The organism is Anaerocolumna sp. AGMB13020 (genome assembly GCF_033100115.1).
Taxonomy (GTDB): Bacteria; Bacillota; Clostridia; order Lachnospirales; family Lachnospiraceae; genus Anaerocolumna.
The window spans coordinates 5,290,842-5,311,825 of record NZ_CP136910.1; the positions used below are offsets into that span (position 1 = coordinate 5,290,842).

14 protein-coding genes are annotated in these 20,984 nt (G+C 40.5%); 11 read left to right on the forward strand and 3 right to left on the reverse strand.

Translation table 11 applies throughout. From position 1 onward, the window contains the following. The first annotated feature begins 57 nt into the window (after positions 1-57). A complete protein-coding gene (locus R2R35_RS22215) occupies positions 58-1,038 on the forward strand; it encodes a family 43 glycosylhydrolase (RefSeq protein ID WP_317732045.1) in 981 nt (326 codons plus the stop codon). Positions 1,039-1,152: 114 nt separating this feature from the next. Here R2R35_RS22215 and R2R35_RS22220 read toward each other — a convergent pair whose 3' ends face one another. Further along, positions 1,153-2,094: an ArsR/SmtB family transcription factor gene (locus R2R35_RS22220; RefSeq protein ID WP_317732046.1), complete on the reverse strand. Its 942-nt coding sequence runs from the start codon at positions 2,092-2,094 to the stop codon at positions 1,153-1,155. Positions 2,095-2,494: 400 nt separating this feature from the next. Here R2R35_RS22220 and R2R35_RS22225 point away from each other — a divergent pair, with 400 nt between their 5' ends. Beyond that, positions 2,495-4,147 (forward strand): glycoside hydrolase family 43 protein, encoded by a 1,653-nt coding sequence (locus R2R35_RS22225; protein ID WP_317732047.1) that lies wholly within the window; start codon positions 2,495-2,497, stop codon positions 4,145-4,147. 191 nt (positions 4,148-4,338) lie between these two features. Here R2R35_RS22225 and R2R35_RS22230 read toward each other — a convergent pair whose 3' ends face one another. Beyond that, positions 4,339-5,310, reverse strand: a complete 972-nt coding sequence (locus R2R35_RS22230; protein WP_317732048.1) for an ArsR/SmtB family transcription factor — start codon at positions 5,308-5,310, stop codon at positions 4,339-4,341. A gap of 331 nt (positions 5,311-5,641) precedes the next feature. Between R2R35_RS22230 and R2R35_RS22235 the strand changes: the two genes are divergently transcribed. Genes R2R35_RS22235 through R2R35_RS22270 form a run of 8 tightly spaced genes read left to right on the forward strand, consistent with a single transcriptional unit; the run spans position 5,642 to position 18,386 of the window. Beyond that, positions 5,642-8,608, forward strand: a complete 2,967-nt coding sequence (locus tag R2R35_RS22235) for an extracellular solute-binding protein (RefSeq protein WP_317732049.1) — start codon at positions 5,642-5,644, stop codon at positions 8,606-8,608. Positions 8,609-8,632: 24 nt separating this feature from the next. After that, complete coding sequence (locus R2R35_RS22240; RefSeq protein ID WP_317732050.1) at positions 8,633-9,541, forward strand: carbohydrate ABC transporter permease; 909 nt, start codon at positions 8,633-8,635, stop codon at positions 9,539-9,541. 16 nt (positions 9,542-9,557) lie between these two features. Continuing rightward, the gene (locus R2R35_RS22245) at positions 9,558-10,436 is read left to right on the forward strand and encodes a carbohydrate ABC transporter permease (RefSeq protein ID WP_317732051.1); all 879 of its coding nucleotides are present in this window, start codon (positions 9,558-9,560) and stop codon (positions 10,434-10,436) included. 29 nt (positions 10,437-10,465) lie between these two features. Further along, positions 10,466-12,523 (forward strand): YIP1 family protein, encoded by a 2,058-nt coding sequence (locus tag R2R35_RS22250; RefSeq protein WP_317732052.1) that lies wholly within the window; start codon positions 10,466-10,468, stop codon positions 12,521-12,523. Continuing rightward, a complete protein-coding gene (locus R2R35_RS22255; protein WP_317732053.1) occupies positions 12,516-14,849 on the forward strand; it encodes a DUF5696 domain-containing protein in 2,334 nt (777 codons plus the stop codon). Before R2R35_RS22250 ends, R2R35_RS22255 begins: the two co-directional genes overlap by 8 nt. Continuing rightward, positions 14,849-15,832, forward strand: coding sequence for a carbohydrate ABC transporter permease (locus R2R35_RS22260; protein WP_317732054.1), 984 nt, complete (start codon positions 14,849-14,851; stop codon positions 15,830-15,832). The genes R2R35_RS22255 and R2R35_RS22260 overlap by 1 nt, the downstream gene beginning before the upstream one ends. Continuing rightward, positions 15,829-16,821 (forward strand): carbohydrate ABC transporter permease, encoded by a 993-nt coding sequence (locus R2R35_RS22265; protein WP_317732055.1) that lies wholly within the window; start codon positions 15,829-15,831, stop codon positions 16,819-16,821. Before R2R35_RS22260 ends, R2R35_RS22265 begins: the two co-directional genes overlap by 4 nt. A 56-nt stretch (positions 16,822-16,877) precedes the next feature. Further along, positions 16,878-18,386 carry an extracellular solute-binding protein gene (locus R2R35_RS22270; RefSeq protein ID WP_317732056.1) on the forward strand — a complete coding sequence of 503 codons (1,509 nt, stop codon included), beginning with the start codon at positions 16,878-16,880 and terminating at the stop codon, positions 18,384-18,386. A gap of 444 nt (positions 18,387-18,830) precedes the next feature. On the opposite strand, the gene R2R35_RS22275 is transcribed toward R2R35_RS22270, so the two are convergent. Continuing rightward, entirely contained in the window at positions 18,831-19,208 is a 378-nt protein-coding gene (locus R2R35_RS22275) for a zinc ribbon domain-containing protein (protein WP_317732057.1), read from the reverse strand. A gap of 660 nt (positions 19,209-19,868) precedes the next feature. Between R2R35_RS22275 and R2R35_RS22280 the strand changes: the two genes are divergently transcribed. Beyond that, positions 19,869-20,789, forward strand: coding sequence for a serine hydrolase domain-containing protein (locus R2R35_RS22280; RefSeq protein ID WP_317732058.1), 921 nt, complete (start codon positions 19,869-19,871; stop codon positions 20,787-20,789). The last annotated feature ends 195 nt before the right edge of the window (positions 20,790-20,984 follow it).

A 20,984-nucleotide genomic window follows, 5' to 3' on the forward strand; every position in this document is an offset into this window, starting at 1 on the left:
AATGTTATGCAGAAGAAAGACTGGAATTGTTATTTTGCAACAGAATGAGAGGAATTTATGAACAGAGATAACTTTAAAGAAACCTATTATAACAAACCCTTAATAACCGAAAGGGCTGATCCCTATGTATATCTGCATAGTGATGGATATTATTACTTCACTGCATCTGTACCTGCCTATGATAAAATTATACTTCGTAAAGCCAAGGAACTGAAAGGGCTTGCAGCTGCTGAGGAGCAGGTTATATGGAACAAACATGAAAGTGGTCTTATGAGCTACCATATATGGGCGCCGGAGCTTCACTATATAGATGGGAACTGGTACATCTACTTTGCAGCCGGTGAGAAAGAGGATATCTGGCGAATCAGACCTTATGTATTGACCTGTAAAGAAGCTGATCCGGCAACCGGCAGTTGGGAGGAGCTTGGCCCGATGCAGAGTACCGATGAGGATGAGTTTTCCTTCCGGTCTTTTTCCCTGGATGCAACGGTATTTGAAAATAACGGCAGGAATTATTATGTATGGGCAGAAAAAGTAGGTGTTGGTAAGATGATATCCAACCTGTATATCGCTGAATTAGAAACACCCTGGAAATTAAAGACAGTTCAAGTGCTCTTAACTACCCCGGATTACAGTTGGGAAAGGGTAGGCTACTGGGTAGACGAAGGTCCGGCGGTGTTGAAACGCGACAACCGGATTTTCCTTACCTTTTCATCCAGCGCTACCGGAGAATGTTATTGCGTGGGAATGCTTTATGCAGATACAGCCTCTGACCTGTTAGACCCAATATCCTGGAGAAAACTGAATCAACCGGTACTTACTTCTGATAGAGAAAAAGGAGTTTTCGGGCCTGGACATAACAGCTTCACGAAATCGGAAGATGGTACAAAAGACATTATGGTATTCCATGCCCGACAATATGATGAGATAATTGGCGACAGTTTAAGGGATCCGGGAAGACATGCCATGCTGCTGGAAGTGAAATGGGATGATCGCAATATGCCGGTATTTTCCCTGGAGAATAAAATAAATCCTTAGAATAACGCCATTATAGGGTATAGATTAACCTGGTAATTACGAAAGGCTGATGCATTTGATAAGTGTTCATTTGCAGCAGCCTTTCTATTGTTGTAGTAGCAGTTATAGAGTTTACTAATTGGAAGTTAACGGAAGGTTATCTTCTTGGGGGCTGAAATGGATTCGTACATTCATATTCTGATTATAATTGCCGAAGTTTCTGCCAAATATGGTTAAGCCACCTACATGCTCGGAGTCTTCCTTAACAGATAAGCGGAATTTAATTGTACTCTTATAGTCAAAATTAAATTCCTTTAAAGAAATATTTGATATCTGGATACCGTCAAGATATGTGCCGGTATTATTTATTGTAATATTCTTAAGCATTCCATATTGATTCCAGTTGTTATACCACCAGTCTGGTGTGAAGATTCCTTTGACATCCCCGAAATCTCCGGGACTCGTCCACATACCGATGGTTGTACCGTTTAAAGAAAAATAGATATCAGAAGGCCAGACATTGTTAATACCAGGGGCCTCTGAACTAAGTTCGGCAGAGATGGATATCTGATCGATTTTCTGGTACGCAGGAACAAAATTGGGAATCACATATTCTACATAACCCTTTGTAAACCATAAAATATCTGAATCCACTCTGCCGGGATGAGCAAAGTATCTGGGATCGTCTACTTCACCAATAAGCTGAGAGGCAGTTGCAAGTCCGCAGGTGGGATATATCTGAAAATCAGTATAATGACCTACACGTATCTCAGTTTCATAGATGTTCTTTCTGTATTCTTCCGTCTCGAATTCAATCAGTATCTTATCCAGATAAACCATACATTTCTTTTGATTGCCGTGACCAGCTGATTCATTGACAATGGAGACAATTCCGCAATCCTCCAGCTTTTTAATATGGCTCGTCAGTGCACCGTTGGTAATGTTTAAGCTGGAAGCCAGCTCATTCATATTCATACCCTTGTTTTTCAGTAACAATTTAATTATGGTGATTCTCACATCGGAACCAAGTGCTTTAAAAACATCCAGGCCTTCATCCAGGGTTTTAATGTGCAGCATATAGTTTATTATCCTCCTTTGGTTATCTGCCTATAACCTTTTCTATGCCTGTGAGACAGGAAGCAGCCTTGCAAACATAGAAAAGACTACAAGTACTTACATATACTGGATCCGATTCGTAAACAATAAAAACTCACGTTATCCGCAATGATTAAGTAAATTATATTGTAAAATCTAAAATAAATCAAGTTATCCTATAGGGAGTTCCTAAATGTTATTATAACTTATTTTCATACAGCAGAACTGCCATAATTCTAATAGTAAACTGAAAGAGTATTAAAAGGATTGACATTTCGCAGAAATACAGATATCATAAAGTTGTTTAGTTATAAATAAAATAGTTTATTTTTAAGTCAACAATAAGATATATACAGTCAAATGAATAAAAGGAGCAGGTGTAGTGAAGAAAAAGCTGATAACAGCAATGGTTATAATGTGCATGGGTTTCGCAGCTGGTTGTTCAACAGAGAATAATGAAGGAAAAACTGTTGAGAAACAGAGTGATGCTGCAGCAACAGAGGAGAGTAAGGGGGAGGAAGCGGATATGACAAATGAAAGCAACAAAAAAAGTACCGGGATGAAGGAAACTACTAAAAGGGATGGGGATTTCGTTAAAAAAACGGAGGAGGGAGCTGATACATATAAGATATTGATACCTGAGGATATAAAGCTAACTGCAGATAAGCCTGTTACCTATGATTTTCAAAATGTATCCGTTCATGACCCCTCTGTTCTTAAAAGTAATGGTGTTTATTACATATTTGGCTCTCATTTGGCAGGAGCTAAATCGGAGGATCTTATAAACTGGACCTTAATCGGATCCGGTGTAACAGCAAACAATCCCATTATACCGGATGCGAAAAAGGAAATGGAGGAAGCTTTCAAGTGGGCGAAGACAGAGACCTTTTGGGCGCCGGATGTAATACAGTTGGCTGACGGCAGATATTATATGTATTACTGCACCTGTGAGGGCAGTTCACCCTTAGCAAGCCTTGGAATTGCGGTGTCTGACAAGGTGGAAGGACCTTATAAGGATTTGGGCATTATATTAAAATCGGGTATGGGAGCAGAGGTGTTAAGTGAAGCGGGAGATATCTATGATGCCACAAAACAACCCAATGTTGTTGATCCCTGTGTATATTATGATACAGAGGGCAGGCTCTTTATGATGTACGGATCCTACTCCGGCGGCATATTTGTTCTGGAGCTGGATCCTCAAACGGGTTTTCCCCTGGAAAAAGGTTATGGAAAGAAGATACTTGGCGGTAATCATGTAAGGATTGAAGGGGCTTTCGTGCAATACAGTCCGGAAACGGAATATTATTATATGTTCTTAAGTTTTGGAGGTCTGGATTCCGATGGCGGTTACAATATACGCGTGGCTAGATCTGAAAACCCGGATGGACCTTACTATGATGCAGCAGGTAATGATATGATACATTGTAAAGGTGCTGACGGTACATTTTTCAATGATGCTTCCATTTATAAATATGGTACGAAGCTGATGGGAAATTTCCGATTTGCCTGGGTGGAAGGAGAAGAAAATAAAATTAGAACGGGATATGTATCTCCGGGACATAATTCCACTTATTATGAGGAGGAAAGCGGGAAGTATTTCCTGCTATTTCATACCAGATTTGAAGCAAAAGGGGAAGGGCATGAAGTAAGAGTTCATCAGATGTACATGAATGAAGAGGGTTGGCCTGTAGTTCTTCCTTACCGCTATGTGGGTGAGACAATCGGGTCTTATCAAGAAGATGAAGTGGCAGGAATCTATAAGTATATTAACCACGGTAATACTATAAGTGCAGAGGTTACTGTCTCGGAACTAATTGAGTTAACAAGTGACCATAAGATCATCGGAGCGGCTGCTGGCAGCTGGAAGCTGAAGGAGGATGGAAGAACTCTTGAGCTTGAGATAGAAAACGAAGTATATAACGGTGTAGTAAGCCTCCAGTGGGATGAACCGGGGAAAAAGAATGTTATGGTATTTACAGCCCTATCTGAGAAGGGCATAGCAATATGGGGCAGTGGATTGGAAGTGATTGAATAAAGACAGAGTGGCGCGGGGATATGATTCGCAGTGCCACTTATTCATTAAAGAGTGACTGAGACTTGGTATATTAAGCTCAGGAGGGTGGGATACAAAAGACGCGCTTTCACTAATGTGACAGCGCGTCTTTGCCAGAGTCTGATAAACCGGATTCTTTGTTTTATATGTAAATTGATTCTTTTGTATTTGTCTTAAGCCTGCAGGCTCTGTAGAGCTGCCTTGTGGGAAGCAACAGACTGGCTGCTGTCATCCAGAGGGCTGTAGTGTATCCTGACCTTTATATCCTGGTTATAATTGCCGAAGTTTCGTCCAAAAATCGTCAATCCGCCTACATGTTGTGCGTCATCTGGAATAGCCAGCTTGAATTTGATATTACTGCCGTAATTTAAGTTCAGATCCTTTAGACATACCTCAGAAATCTGCAGGCCATCAATGAAGGTTCCGTTCTCATTGATAACGATCAGTTTTAATAAGCCGTACTGATTCCAGTTGGGATACCACCAGTCAGGGGTAAAGATTCCCTTCACATCACCGAAATCTCCGGGACTGGTCCAGGTGCCAAGGCATATTTCGTTCAGGTAAAAATGTATATCGGAAGGCCAGGCATCATTAATACCAGGGGCTTCGGAGCTTAATTCTGCTGAAATGGTAATTTGGTCTATTTTTTGTGAAATCGGTATGAAATTTGGTATCACATATTCTACAAAACCTCGTGTAAACCATAAGATATCGCTGTCTACACGGCTTGGATGTGCAAAGTATCTGGCATCATCCACTTCGCCGATGAGCTGGGCAGAAGTAGCCAGCCCGCAGGTGGGAAATACCTGATAACCGGAATAATGGCCGATCTTTATTTCGGTTTCGTAGATGTTTTTCTTATTTTCTTCACTTTCCAATTCTACTAAAATCTTGTCCAGGTGGACCATACATTTCTTTTGATTACCGTGGCCTGCTGATTCACTGACAATCGAGACAATTCCGCAGTCCTCCAATTTCTTAATATGGCTGGTCAAAGCACCATTGGTGATATTTAAGCCGGCGGCCAGTTCGTTCATATTCATACCTTTATTTTTAATTAAAAGCTTTATGATAGAAATCCTGACTTCGGAACCGAGAGCTTTAAACACATCCAGACCTTCATCCAGTGTTTTAATATGCAGCATGCATGATGCCTCCCTTTTATCAAGTATTAAAATATTATAAAGTAAAAACTAAAATAAATCAATAGTAAAGTAAAAAGTAAAACAATGGCAGAATATATGTAATCATATAGAATAAAATAAATAATAACAAGCAAGTTGTAAAATGTGCACAAAAAATATAATTTAAATATTGACATATAGGAATTATGTATATATAATTAAAAACAAGTTTATATAAATCTAAAATATTTTAGAACAAAAATGAAACGTAGTAAAAACTAAAATAATTTAGAAGAATATTCAGGTGTCATGTTTCCATTAGCAAAAACAATAATGTATGGAGGGACTAGGAATGAGGCGCAAGAAGTTAAGCCGTTTTATTGCTTTGACAGTTATGACTGCCGTCATGTCCGGCAGTATAACCGGCTTTGCAGAAAAGGAAAACAGTCAGGAGACAGCAGGTACTTCCGCAAATGCAGAATACACCAATGATATGATTGGAAGAAATTATACGGTTGTCAGTAAAAACTACACCTATAGCGCATACACGGGAGAAAAACAAGAATTTTCCACGGAAGATGCCTATGTAGAAGGCTCTGGTGGCAGTCTGGTGACGGATAATTATCAATACAAAAATAAGGTACTTAATCTAAAGATTGGCGAAACCGGTTCTTTTCTAATTAATGCGCCGGAGGATGCAGTTTACTGTATCAGCTTTGATTATCTGAATGATTCGGATTCCATATTGCCTGTTCAGATGACGCTTTCCGTGAATGGAGAAGTTCCTTTTTACGAAGCAAGCCGTCTGGTATTTGAAAATACCTGGGTGGACAAAGGCGAGATCAGCTATGACCGGTATGGGAATGAGCTTGTTTCTGTCCCGGATAAATTAGTCCGTTGGGAAAATAAATACATAATGGATGCCAGTTACCGTTATTCCACACCTTTGGCAGTAGAACTTAAAAAAGGTGAAAATAAATTGGATCTGACTGTATCGGAAGGAAGCATCCTTCTTGGAAATATCTATCTGGAAACAGAACCCCAGGTTATGGAGGAGGTTCAAAGGGAACCGGCAAAGGGAAATAACCTGATTATCGTAGAAGCAGAAGATACTGCTTACCGTAACGATTCTTCCATCCGACCCAGTTCTGAATTCGACACAGCCCTGACTCCTTATAAGACTTCCAATAAGGTTCTGAACATTTTAGACGGTGCTTCCTTTAAAGAGGCAGGACAGTCGGTAACCTATGAATTCAATACAGAACAGGCGGGCTGGTATAATATCGGCTTTGCCTATAAACAATCGGATAAAGCGGACTTTCCTGTGTTTGCTGACATCCTCATTGACGGAAAACTTCCGGAAACAGTGTTCAGGGCCTATCCCTTTGCTTACACCAGAAGCTATAAGAATATGACGGTAAAGGATGAGAACAAGGACAATGCTTCTGTTTATCTGGAAGCAGGAACCCATACCCTGACCCTGACCATAAGCGGCGATAATACAAGAATTGTATTGGAAACTGTTGACCGTATTATGAGTGAGATTAACGATCTTGCCCTTGAAATTACAAAAGTAGCGGGTAAGAACAAAGATAAATACAGAGATCTCAATTTAGTAAAATACATACCTGATGTACAGGACAGACTGATAAAGTGGGCAGAGCAGTTAGAAACATTACAGGATGGTGTAAAAAAATATAATCCTGGGGTTAAGAAAATCGCTGCTTTTTCACCTTTAAGCGTTGCTTCCAGCGGTTTACGAAGTCTTGCCAAGGAGCCAAACAACATTCCATACAGAATCAACGAATTGGCACAGAGTACCAACTCCGTTACACAGTATCTGGCGAACCTTATCGATACAGTGAATCGTAATGCCTTAAGTCTTGATAAGATTTATATTTATCAAAAAGATGCAAAACTTCCGAAGGGAGCAGGTTTCTTTAAAAGCATTTATTTAAATGTTTCAAGATTTTTCTCCTCCTTTACCAATCAGGCTTATTCCTCGGCAAGTGTGGATAAAGAACATCTGCAGGTATGGGTAAACCGCTCCAGACAGCATGTGGAAATTCTGCAAAAGATGATCGATGAAGAGTTTACACCAGAGACCGGGATCAAAGTGGACGTCTCCATCATGCCGGATCAGAATAAGCTGGTGCTTGCCAATGCTTCCGGAGAAGCACCTGATGTTGCTGCATCCATTAATTATTCCATACCTTTTGAACTTGGTATCAGAGGTGCCATAAAGGATTTGACGGAATATGAGGATTACAGGGAAGTGTTATCCAGAAGTACGGAAGGCCTTTTGATTCCTTCTGTTATAGGAGATGGTATTTATGCAGTGCCGGAGACCATAAATTTCTGGGTTTTATATTATAGAACAGATATTATGAATAAATTAGGCCTGGAGGTGCCAAATACCATTCAGGAGGTAAAGGAAATGCTGCCGGAACTTCAGATGAGGGGCTTAAACTTCTATTATCCCACTGCCGGTATGTCATCATTAAAGACCTTTCATGGAACTACACCGCTATTATTTCAATACGGTGCCTCACTTTACGGTAAGACTGCCGGGGATACCATGGTCAACAGCGACAAGGCCATGAAAGGGCTAACGGAACTGACAGAGTTATTTACGATCTATAATCTGCCGGCTGATGTTCCGAGCTTCTATCAGCATTTCAGGAACGGAGATATGCCAATCGGAATTGCTGAGTATAACATGTATAATCTTCTTACCAATGCCGCACCGGAAATAGCAAATTCCTGGGATATTGCTTTGGTACCAGGTGTGGAGGATGAGAGCGGAGAAGTCAAACGTTATGCTTCCGGTGGTGCTGAGAGCTGTGTAATCTTTAACAGTACGAAAGAGCGGGAAGAAATGGCCTGGAAATATCTGAAATGGTGGACAGATAAAGAGACCCAGGTAGAATTCGGTCAGACCCTGCAGGTTACCTATGGTGATGAATATATCTGGAATACTGCTAATACGGAAGCCTTTACCGAGCTCCCCTGGAAATCAGAGGATAAGAAGGTCATCCTGGAGCAGACAGAATGGATGTTGGAAGCTCCAAGAATCCTGGGAACATATATGGTTGAGCGAGAACTGAGCAACTCCTATAACAAAGTAGTAATAGACGGTAAAGACCTGAGAACTACCATTGATTCTTCCGTAAAAAGAATTGACCGGGAAACAGAGCGAAAGCTGATGGAATTCGGGTACCTGTCAGAGGACGGCACAGTTCTTAAGGAATATGAAGTGCCGGATATCGAGACTGTCAGACAGATATTGTCAGGACAGGAAAGCAGGACACAAGAATAAAAGAAAGGCATTAATGGTATAGAGATGAAAAAAAGAAGTAAAATTGCCAGAAAAGAATATGGTAACAAGCAGGCCTATGTATTTTTAGGACCATACCTGATACTGTTTATAATATTTATCGTCGTTCCCATCGCCATCGCCATTGGATTATCCTTTACCAATTTTAATACACTGGAAAAACCGAATTTCGTCGGTTTCATGAATTACATAACCCTTTTGACCAAAGATGAGATCTTTATGCAATATGTACTGCCTAATACGGTGACCTATGCCTTGATCGTGGGTCCAGGAGGATATGCTCTGTCCTTTTTACTGGCCTGGGCATTGGCACAGCTTTCACCGGCACCAAGAACCATACTGGCATTGATTTTATATTCTCCTTCTATAACCGCCGGTGTTGCCATGACCTCTCTTTGGAAAATATTATTCAGCGGGGATCAGACAGGTTACATTAATGCCTGGCTGATCAATGCCGGTATACTTACAGAACCTATTCGCTGGCTGACGGATGTCCGTTTCCTGCTGCCGATAATTATCCTTATCGGTTTATGGAGCAGTATGGGAGTTGGTTTCCTGGCCATTCTGGCAGGTATCTTAAATTCAGACGAAAGCTTGTATGAAGCAGCTGCAATTGACGGAGTTAAGAATCGTTTTCAGGAAATGATATATATAACAATTCCTACCATGAAACCTCAGATGCTCTTTGCAGCGGTTATGACTATTGTAGGAGCTTTTCAAAACGGTGCAATCGGAGTGCAGCTGGCAGGAGCCAATCCAACGCCTGGATATGCAGGACAGCTCATTGTAAACCACATCGAGGATTATGGCTTCATCCGTTATGAAATGGGATATGCTGCGGCTGTATCCGTAGTGCTGTTAGGAATCGTTTATCTATTCTCCACAGTTTCCAAACGGTTATTTCAGTCAGAATAGAGAGGAGGAGTAAAGAATGGCCAGATACAAAGGCAGTAGGATAAATCCGAAGAAATTTGAAAGAGGACAGATCAAGATCATACTTATGGTTTTACCCCTTGCTCTGTTTATGTTATTTCCTATTATATTTATTTTTTGTCACGCCTTCAAACCCATGGATGAATTATTTGCTTACCCTCCCAGATTTTTTGTATCAAGACCCAGTCTTGATAATTTTGAGAATCTGTTTCGTACAGCCAGGACATCGGGTATACCCTTAAGCAGATATGTATTTAATACTGTTTTGGTTACCGTGCTTGTAGTGCTGGGGTCAGTGGTTCTATCCACCATGGCGGGTTTTGCCTTATCAAAACTCCGCTTTAAGGGGAAATTTGCAATTATGGAACTTAACAATGCTGCACTGATGTTCGTACCCATTGCAGTAATGATTCCAAGATACCTAACCATTAATACACTCGGTATTACGAATACCTATCTGGCACATATCCTGCCGCTGATCTCCATGCCGGTATGTCTGTTCCTAATCAAACAGTTTATTGACCAGGTTCCGGATGCGTTAATTGAAGCTGCCTATATCGATGGAGCCAGTGATTTCAGGGTATATAGAAAAATTATTCTTCCCCTGATCAGGCCTGCGATTGCTACAGGAGCTCTTTTGGCTTTCCAGCAGGTATGGGGAGATCTCCAGAGTTCAACTTACTATATCAGTAATGACGGACTGCGGACTCTGGCCTTTTATATGAGTACCTTGACCAGTGCCACGAGCAGTAATACCATTGCAGGTCAGGGTATGGCAGCAGCAGCCTCACTGATTATGTTTATTCCGAATCTTATTCTGTTTATCATACTGCAGCGTAACGTAATGAACACAATGGCACATTCGGGTATTAAATAGAGAGGATAAGAAGTGGAGGAGATTGTATTATGTGTAATAAATTGCTGCAAAGAGGTCTGAAACAAAGATTATTACTTCTTTCCCTGTGCCTGATTACTTGCATGTTGCTGACCGGGATAACGGTGTTTGCAGAAACACCTTATAAGACCTTTACCCAGGACGGCTACGGCAGAATCGTGGAAACCCAGACTGCTTATGTGCCCTTTTCATCCATCACAAAAATCGGAGACCTGTCCTTTAAAGGCGCAATGGACATGAAAATCCTGGGGGATGAGATATACATAGCCGATACAGAAGGCAAAAGAGTGCTGGTATCCGACCTGGAGGGTAATTTCCTTCGGGTATACGGAGAAGGTACTTTGAAAAATCCTACGGGTATCTTTGTTACAGCCGATAAGACGTTATATGTGGCTGACAAGGAAGCGGGGAAAGTTATTATTTTTAACAATGCCGGTGAAGTTGTCAAAGAGTATACGAAACCGGAGCATCCGCTCTATGGTGAAGAGATGGCCTTTAAACCGCAGAAGATTGCAGTGGATTCCAAGGGTATCATGTATATCATCTGCGAAGGTAATACCAACGGTATCGTGCAGATAAGCCCCACAGAAGGGGGAACCTTCTTAGGGTACTTTGGTACCAATATGACATCCACCAGTTTACTGGATATTTTTCGCAGAATCGTGCTTACCGATGAACAGTTAGCCAAGCTGCCGAAGAATCTGCCTCCAACTCCAAACAATTTGATGATTGATAAAAAGGGTATGGTATATACCACAACCCAGGGAGTTGGTACGTATTCATTAAAGAAACTGAATGTAGCCGGTAAGAATCTGCTGGAACCGGATAGCTATGATCTCTTGCCTACGGCAGTAACAGTCGGAAATTATGAAAATATCTATATGCTGTCAGAAGACGGTTATGTGTACGAATATAACAAGAACGGCAGTACCCTGTTTATTTTCGGAGGAAAGGATTCGGGACGCCTTCGAATCGGACTATTTCAAAAAGCTGCTGCTATCGGAGTAGATAAAAATAATCGTCTCTACGTACTGGATCAGGAGAAAAACGAGATTCAGGTATTTGAGACCACGGAATTTACGGACCTTGTCCATGAAGCACTGTATCTGTACCAGAATGGTGAATATACCAAAAGCAAGGAGCCGCTTAACCGCATCCTGGATATGAACAGCCTGTTCGATTATGCGAACATGGCAATGGGGCAGGCTTACCTGCAGGAAGAAAACTATACGCTGGCTTTGAAATATTTCAGAATGGCAAAGGACTTTCAGGGATATTCCGATGCATTTTGGGAAGTTAGAAATGTATGGCTGAATAAAAATCTGATTCCCGGTGTTGGAATACTGCTTGGACTCTTTTTTCTGAGGAAGGGAGTTAAGTACCTGCAAAAGAAGCGAAAGACCTTTTCCTCCGTAATTACCCTTAAGGATAAGCTGTTTCATAAGCCTCTTATTAGCAGATTAAACTATACGATGTATTTTATGAAGCATCCAATAGACGGCTGTTACGGCGTAAGAAGAGAAGCAAAAGCTTCCTATGCCAGTGCAAATATTCTGCTGGCAGTGTTTATGGTGGTCTATCTGGTGAATAAATATGCTACCGGTTTTATACTCAAAACGGTGATGGACGGCAGATATGATATATTTACCGATGTGCTGTATCTGCTTGGAATTTTTCTTCTTATGACAGCCTGTACCTATCTGATCAGTACCATAAATGACGGCGAAGGCACCTTCAAACAGTTGTACACGGCATTTGTATATGCACTCGGTCCTTACATGATAATAAAACCACTGGTTATCGTTATCAGTAATATTATTACTTACAATGAGGTATTCCTTGTGAGGTTTTCGAACTTCTGCATGTATACCTGGGTGGTCATACTGCTGTTCCTGGCGGTAAAGGAGATTAATAATTACACAGTAAAAGAGACCGTTAAGGTTATTCTTCTTACCTTTTTCTGTGCACTGATTGCAGCTTTATTGTTATTTATCCTGTATGTATTAGTGTCTCAGGTAAAAGATTTCGCACAGGCAATTTACGGAGAGGTGGTGTATCGGCTTGAATAGAAAAATAAGAAAGAACAAAAAGCAGGCGGTTGTCTTAGCTGCTTGTGCACTGCTTGCAGTCTGCTCTGTCAGTGCCTTGCTTTCAAAGCAGATAAAAGCAGTATCAGGCAGTTCAGACAGCGTTTTGCATAGTACCTCCTATACTGCCAGTGAGACACTTAAACTTTCTGATAACAGCAAGGTCAAATCGGATTATTCGGAATCAGAACAGTTAACAGATGAGGTGATTGTGAGTAATCCCGGCAATACCTTAAAGGGCCATCAGCTGATAGCAGAAAATAAGAAGTATCAGATGTATTTCAAAGAAGAAGCATTGTCAATTATTATCCGCGATAAAAATACCGGTGCTGTTATGGAATCCATTGTGGAAGAGGATGACGGTAAAAGTAATGCCTCCTGGCAGTCCTTTATGAAATCCGGTGTAGTACTTCAGGTGTTAAAAGGAATAAATATTGTTCCTACTACCGTGGATATACGAAAGGCCGAGAAAGAGGTCACACTCAAGGAGGACGGTTTTCTTGCTAAAGTATCCTTAAAAGAGTATGGTATTAAATTCCAATTGGAAGTAACTCTTACAGAGGATGGTTATACGGCAGAAATTCCCTCTGATTCCATTGAAGAAACCTCGGAGGAGTATAAAATCGGTGAAATTTATGTTTACCCTTTCTTAGGTAATACCTATTTAGGGGAACGAAAGGGTTATATGTTCATCCCTGACGGAAACGGAGCATTAATTTATCTGGAGGATAATGAAGGCAGATTTTCCTCTAACTTCTCCCAGTATGTTTATGGTATGAATGCAGGGCTTGATGAAGCCTATACCTTATCCCTGCTTTGGGGCGAATATCAAAGCGTAAATGAAGCAGAAAAAATCATGGCACCGGTATTTGGTATGGTACATACGGATTCTGAGATGGGGTATCTGGGAATTATCGAAAGCGGTGACTACAGTGCCAAGATAGAAGCCTATCCAAATGGTGCTTACACGGATTATAACTGGATTTGTTCTAAATTCGTGCTGAGGCAGATATATACACAGCCTACCGGTAACAAAGAGGGCTCTGTGGTTACAAGACAGGCAAAACGAAATGAATTTGACATACGAATCCATTACCGTTTTGTATCCGGTGAGAAAGCTGATTATACCGGTCTGGCTTTAAGCTACAGAGAATATCTGCTGAATGCCGGCGAGCTTGTTAAAAAAGAAGATGATTTTAAGATAAGGCTGGATTTCCTGGGAATCGACAAAGAGAACTGGCTGATCTTCAAACGGAATGTCACGATGACGACGGTTGATAATATACGTTCCATGTATCAGGATTTAAGAGCGGAGGGTGTTACTGATATCTTTACTGTCTATAAAGGCTGGCAGAAAGGCGGAATCAATGCAGTACCGATTACTTCCTATAAAGCAGACGGCGATATCGGCGGAACGAAAGAGCTGACGAAGCTGATTAAGGAGTCCAAAGAGCAGGGCATCGATATCTATCTGGCACAGGATGCACTCAGGATTAACCCCACCCTGCGAAATGCCAACTTTAACATTATGAAACAGATTACCAAGAGGGTATACCAGGAAAATACCTATAAGGATGTATTTAGCAGTTTTCGTTATCTAACCCCTTCCCGTACAGCAGAGACTCTTAAAACATCCGCTGCTTCCTATAAGAAGAGTGAGATTAAGAATCTTATGTTAAGCGGTATCAGTAACATCCTGTTTACTTATTCAAATAAAGGAACGGTATATTCCAGAGTGAATACAGCCGGCAGTTATGAGGCCGCAGTAAAGGAACTGGATACGGACTTTAGCCTGGTACTGGAAAAACCTTTCGAGTTCCTGTGGAAATATTCGGACGGTATCAATGAGATGCCGGCAGCCTCCTCTAATTATATCTTTACCGATGAAGAGGTTCCTTTCCTGTCTATTGTATTTAAGGGCGTGCTGCCTATGTATTCGGAATACATCAACTTCGAGGCAAATAAGCAGGAATTTTTCTTGAAGCTCGCAGAGATGGGAATCAATCCGTCCTTTTACATAACCTATGAAGATCCGGCAGGGTTACAGTATACCAATTCCTCCGACTTATACAGCTCTAAGTACAGTGTATACAAGGAATATATCCTATCCTATTATAAAGAGCTGAAAGAAGTCCATGAAAAGACCGAGGGAGCTATGATAACGGATCACAAACAGTATGCCAATGGTCTGACAGTTGTTACCTATGACAACGGGATAAGGGTATATGTAAATTATAGTACAACCGCCGCAATCCAGGCAGATGGCTATGAAATAGATCCTATGTCTTTTAAGGTAGGTGAGCCGTAATGAAGAAGAACAGAAAAAGCAAATTAAAAAGAAGAGAGTCCCTCATGGGGTATGTATTTGTAGCACCCTGGATGATAGGAGCATTGGTCTTTCTGATTGTTCCTTTGATACAGTCCTTTTATTACAGTCTGCAAAATGTAAAAATTACTCCAAAGGGAAGAGTTTTTCACTTTATTAAATTTCAAAATTATACAGATATCTTTCGTTTGGACCCGCTATTCCTGGAAGATCTTACAGGATATCTGCTGGATACCCTGTTATCCGTACCGGTTATTGTAGTGTTCTCCTTGATTATAGCAATGCTGTTAAATGGAAAGATGAAAGGTAAGGGACTCTTTCGAACGATTTATTTCCTTCCAGTTATCGTAGTAAGCGGACCGGTTATGGCACAGCTGGCGGATCAGGGAGCTGCCAGCATCCCGGCCATGAATGTATCTGCTATTACCTCCATATTGGGAGACCTGCTGCCAAATTTACTGGTAGAACCCATAGTTGGGCTGTTTAACAACATGATTATGGTGCTTTGGTATTCCGGGGTGCAAATACTCATATTCCTGGCGGCCATTCAAAAGATTGACAGTACACTTTATGAAGCGGCTAAGATTGACGGTGGCTCCGGCTGGGAATGCTTCTGGAAGATAACCCTGCCGACAATCAAACCGATGATTCTGCTCAATGCAGTATATACCGTTATCTTTCTGTCCAATAACGAACAGAATGTAATTATTACCTCTATTTATAATGATATGTTTGCGATAAACAGAGGTTATGGCTTTGCATCTGCTAAAGCCTGGGTATATTCCCTGGTGGTTTGCCTTCTGGTAATTTTCATTGCACTATTATTAAGGAATAAAAAAGATAATTACATAACAGAAGTAAAAAAGGAAAAGAAACGTATTCAAAAGATTGAGAAGGAAAGACGTCAGTTAAGGAACAGACAGGCAAGACGCAGTAAAGGCTTAAAAAGGGAGGGAAGCAATTGAAAACGAATAAGACCAAACTGAATGATAAAGTTAATTTTGTGGCTCCCAAACTTAATAAGGATAAGCTGAAAAAGTATATGATGGGTTCCAAGGACAGACAGGGTTTTCTGCCCATGCTGATTAAATATATCCTGTTAATCGGTATTGGTTTTGTATATCTTTATCCTTTGCTATACATGATCAGCACCAGCCTGATGTCCCTGGATGATTTGCTGGATGCTTCGATTAAATGGATTCCTTCACAGTTTTATATGGGGAATTATAAGAATGCCTTTAAGGTTATGAATTTTTGGAATTCCCTTAAGGACAGTTTAATTCTTGCCGGATTGCCCACACTGCTGCAGGTTGCCACCTGTGCGGTGATAGGTTACGGTTTTGCAAGGTTTGAATTCAGAGGAAAGAAAATCATGCTGGCAATCCTGATATTTTCCTTTATATTGCCGGCACAGGTTACCATGATGCCTACCTATGTACTGTTTACCAATCTTAAATTGATTGGAACGCTCCATGCTTTTAATCTTCCGGCCTTACTGGGGCAGGGAATCAAAGCACAGATTTTTATCCTGATTTTTTATCAGTTCTTTAAACAAGTGCCTCAGGCATTAATAGAAGCTGCACATATCGACGGTGCCGGTTATTTCAGGTCTTTTTTCAGAATTTCCCTGCCGTCAGCAGCACCGGCTATACTTGTAGTATTTTTATTTTCCATAGTATGGTACTGGAATGAATCCTATTTGACAACGCTGTTTATATCCGGAAAGGGAACCAGCAGTGCCAATGCCTGGACCTCTCTTGTAGTAGAGCTTAAGAACTTTGAGAGTATCTATGAACAATATAATCAGGGTAGTCAGCAGCAATTGGGGAATATCAACGAATCCATAAAAATGGCAGGCACCATGTTAAGCATTCTGCCGCTGTTACTGATGTACGTCTTCCTGCAAAAGTATTTTGTAGAGAGTATCGACCGTACGGGAATTACAGGAGAATAATGAAGCGAAAGCTTCTATTCTAATAAATGGATAAACAAAAAAGGAGGATGTTTTAAATGCAAAACATGAAAAAGGTATTAAGTCTTTTACTTGTACTTACTATGGTTATTTCCATGGCTGCCTGCAGCTCAGGTAACAAAAATACCACTGGCGGAAAAAACGGTGTGGAAGTAAGTACAAACAATGGGGGAAACGATGCAGAAACTACACCGGCAGAAGGGGATGGTGAAACTGCAGCTGCTGAAAAATCCTTACCACCAATGACAGCTGATGAAATAACATTAACTTATGTATCCTGGGAGAATGAAGTTCTGACGAAACACCTGGCAGAACAGTTTATGAAGAAGTATCCCAATATCAAAGTAGAAGTTGTTACCCTCGCTTTGGATGGTTACAATGATTCCTTGTTAAATCTGGTAGCTACTGGTCAGATGCCTGATGCCTTCTGGATTTTAGGTGAGTGTGATTTCGCTATTAACAATCAGCTTTTAGGTGATATGACAGAGTATTGGGAGAACGATCCGGAAGCGGATAATGTCCTGACAACCATTAATGATGGAAAGTTTGGTTATTACGGAACGGATAAGAAATGGGCAACACCTGTTAAATTCTTCCCCGAAGTAGTATTTGCCAACAAGACAGTATTTGATAAATTAAATGTGGAAATGCCCTCTACTGACTGGACCTGGGAAGATATGGTTGAATCCATTAAGAAGATGACCGTTCCCGAGCAGGGAATGTACGGTTTTAACCAGTACAGAACCATGGTAACCTGGTATCCTGTTGCCTCTGATGACAATGTTTGGGGTGAGTTCGGATGGGACGGTACTAAATTTGATATGACAAACTGGGCTGACGGTCTTAACATGCAGGCTGAGCTTATAAATGGTAAATATCACGCACCTGCTTTTGATTCAGATGAAGCAGAAGCAGCTTTCGGTGACAGAACTATGTGGGCTGCTTACTCCGGTAAGGTTGCTTATCAGTTTGATGCATGGTGGACTTTCAATAATTTATTTGCTACCCAGGAATACTTAGATCTTGGTCTTGTATATGTTCCTTATAACGTACCCAGAGCAAAAGGAACTACAAGCAGCCATTCCATGGGAACTCTTGATTTTGGCGGAATTTCTTCTGCTACTGAACATCCAAGAGAAGCCTATGAGTTATTAAAATTCATGAACTGGAACGAAGAAGGCTGGATGGCGAAGCTGGATGCTTACAGTACACTGACTAATGCAGATGGCACAAAGCTTTCCATGGATGCTCTTCCAATTACTTTAAGTACTGCAGTTTGGGATAAAGTGAGAACCTTCTTCCCTGGAGCAGACGATGCTTATGGAAGAGGACCATATTTTGATGCTTTCCTTGCAAATTGCAAAGAACCGATACCTTATGGCGGAACAATTATTCCGGGATTTGGTACCTTTATTGCAGAAGGATATGCAGGTGCTGAGAATGAGGTATTAAACAATGGTGTGAATGCACATGACCTTGCACCGGATCTGACAGAAAAAGCAAATGCGGCAAATGCAGCTGCGATGGAAGTTCTTAAGGCACAATAAAGAGAAATGAGTTAGATGCAAGGAGATTTCTATAAGGGGTAGGAGTAGTATAAAATACATACGTTGGTAGAAGTTGATTGAGTGAGTGGTGAAAGGCTGGTCTTTTACAAGGGGACGGCGAATTGCACAAAGCAGAAAGTACTCATGCTTCTTATCCCTTTCCATAGGCGCATTCGCTCTTTCAGCTTTGTGCAATTCGCCTGATACTTTATGGAAACAAGGTTTTTTGGCACTTGCATCAATATTGATGAGGTATTAGTTTAAAGGATAGGACTTTGGTTTACTGGCAGTATGAAAGCCATGTACTTAAGCCTTTGATTCCCCAGAGTGATGAATTTGATAGTAAGCTTGTACAAAGATAATTGCCGTAGCAGATGATTTGATTTTTCTGCTGCGGCAATTTTTTGTATATGGAATTAATTGGTTGAGACAAGTGCTGACTCGTTATAGAAGTCTGTTACCGCATTTCGGACAATATGTAAAATCAGCACTGCATTGATATCCACAGTGTGAACAGTGCAAATCTCCGCCATATTTACTTTGATGTACGTTGTTTGTCAGGTCTTCATCGGTTAAGGTAACCGCTTCTCCTTTGGCAATTTTCTTCCCTAAATCATTGTCCAGCAAGTATACGGAACCACAGCAGGTTGCCGTGGCATAATATCTGACATTCCAGCGGAATATTGGAAGAAAGAATAAAGTGAAGTTCGTATAAGTCATAAAGACCTCCAGCCGGCCAAATTTACCGCAGGCTTTACAGACCATGGTCTGATGAAAGGACAGTCTTTTTTCTCCCTGTGAAATACCCATAATAAAGAACATAATAGTATTATTCCTTTCCGTCAATGTTGCAGTACTCTGGTTGATTATATTTTGATGTAGTGCTTATAAGTATTTTTTAGTATAGCATAATCAGATGTATAATGCTATTTACAATTCCTTTATAAGAGGAGGAGGTTTCGGTTTTGGAAGTGTACGAAAACCCGGCTTGCTCTTTAGACATTTTTGTTCGGAGAAGAACCCTTATTCCACAAAACTACAGAAATTGCTTAAGGCAGTCCAGAATAAACCAAACTCGCGTATATTTGGTTGTGACAGCGGGAGTGTGTTGTACGCTCAGACAGTGGTTTATTCTGGATTTGGCGCAATTCCTGTAGTTTAAGTGTCATAAGGAACCTTTCCGAGACAAAAACTTCCAAAGTGCAAGCCGGGTTTTCTGAAGTTTTAAAGATATAAAAAGGGTGTTTTAGTATTAGAAGAAATTGGTGTAAATTAAATGATGAGAAGTAGAATTAAAATAAATAAAGTAGTATAATTATTTGAAGGAAGAATTTCTGTTCACGACCCATATATACTCTCGAATTGTGATTATATTATAGAAATGGGTATAGGTGGAGGAAGTGATGGCGGAGAGGTTATTGCAATTGGTACACCTTTAGAGCTTAAGGCTAATACAAATTCAATTATTGGACGGTATTTAAAATGAGCATTGATTTACAGATCGACGAGTATATAAAACAAAAGCGTTATCGTCAGATTAATAGCGTTATTGTTTGCAGGGATAGTGAGATTATAGCTGAACGCTACTTTAATAATTTCGATGCAAATAGTCGTAATCCTATAAAATCGGTTGCAAAAAGTATTATGTCTATCGCTGCTGGTATTGCCTTAGATAAAGGATTGATTTCAAGCTTAGAAGAGCGTGTTTCAAAGTTTATACCAGAGTTTAACGAGGGACGTGACCCTTTTCATAAAATGATTACGATTAAGCATTTACTTACGATGAGTTCGGGCATTTTTTGGAATGGTGGGGTTCATTATCATTGCCCAATGTTAACACAAATGAGGCATAGCGGGGATTGGATTTCACATATTGCAGATTGTGCTGTTGTAGACAGACCTGGTACAAAATATAATTACAAAGAATGGGATGTTATTTTACTTGCGAAAGTACTTGACGCGGCTTGTGGGGATATGTTCGATTTCATTAATGATAATCTTTATAAGCTTCTTGAAATTAAAAGTGACCGATGGTATAAAAGCAATTGTAGAGTTTATTATAGCGTTGCAGATGGTGACGAGGGTAAAAACGAAAGCTATTCAAACCTCACTGCAAGAGATATGTTAAAAATCGGTCAGCTTTTTTTACAAAATGGCTATTATAAGGGTAAGCAAATTATTTCAGCCGATTATATAAAGCAAGCTATTAGCTCATCAAATGTTAATATAGGATATGGGTATTTATGGTGGCGTGGCGATAACTGGTATGCCTGCAAGGGTTATGGTGGGCAAAATATCTTTGTTAATCCAGACAAGTCCTTAATTGTAGTAACACAGGCTACTCCAACTTCAAGAGGAATGAGCTATAATGATATCATCTGGTTTTCTGAGCGCTTATGTTAATCTGAACTGAGTTGTGGAGCTTGATCAGAGACCATACAGAACCTGCTCCATTCCATAACTGAGAATCAAAGTATGATTTTTCTTCAATTATGATAATCCAATACTCAGAATAACACTTTACATTCTGACAATAAGAGCTGTATACAAAAGTTATTAATTGTTAAGGTTGTCCTCAGTTACATTCTAATGAAATAA

Excerpts from the sequence above, each read along its gene's own strand:
- R2R35_RS22250 (WP_317732052.1), top strand. The coding sequence starts at position 10,466 with ATGTGTAATAAATTGCTGCAAAGAGGTCTGAAACAAAGATTATTACTT.
- R2R35_RS22245 (WP_317732051.1), top strand. The coding sequence starts at position 9,558 with ATGGCCAGATACAAAGGCAGTAGGATAAATCCGAAGAAATTTGAAAGA.
- R2R35_RS22280 (WP_317732058.1), top strand. The coding sequence starts at position 19,869 with ATGAGCATTGATTTACAGATCGACGAGTATATAAAACAAAAGCGTTAT.
- R2R35_RS22240 (WP_317732050.1), top strand. The coding sequence starts at position 8,633 with ATGAAAAAAAGAAGTAAAATTGCCAGAAAAGAATATGGTAACAAGCAG.
- R2R35_RS22230 (WP_317732048.1), bottom strand. The coding sequence starts at position 5,310 with ATGCTGCATATTAAAACACTGGATGAAGGTCTGGATGTGTTTAAAGCT.
- R2R35_RS22220 (WP_317732046.1), bottom strand. The coding sequence starts at position 2,094 with ATGCTGCACATTAAAACCCTGGATGAAGGCCTGGATGTTTTTAAAGCA.
- R2R35_RS22215 (WP_317732045.1), top strand. The coding sequence starts at position 58 with ATGAACAGAGATAACTTTAAAGAAACCTATTATAACAAACCCTTAATA.
- R2R35_RS22260 (WP_317732054.1), top strand. The coding sequence starts at position 14,849 with ATGAAGAAGAACAGAAAAAGCAAATTAAAAAGAAGAGAGTCCCTCATG.
- R2R35_RS22270 (WP_317732056.1), top strand. The coding sequence starts at position 16,878 with ATGCAAAACATGAAAAAGGTATTAAGTCTTTTACTTGTACTTACTATG.
- R2R35_RS22235 (WP_317732049.1), top strand. The coding sequence starts at position 5,642 with ATGAGGCGCAAGAAGTTAAGCCGTTTTATTGCTTTGACAGTTATGACT.
- R2R35_RS22275 (WP_317732057.1), bottom strand. The coding sequence starts at position 19,208 with ATGTTCTTTATTATGGGTATTTCACAGGGAGAAAAAAGACTGTCCTTT.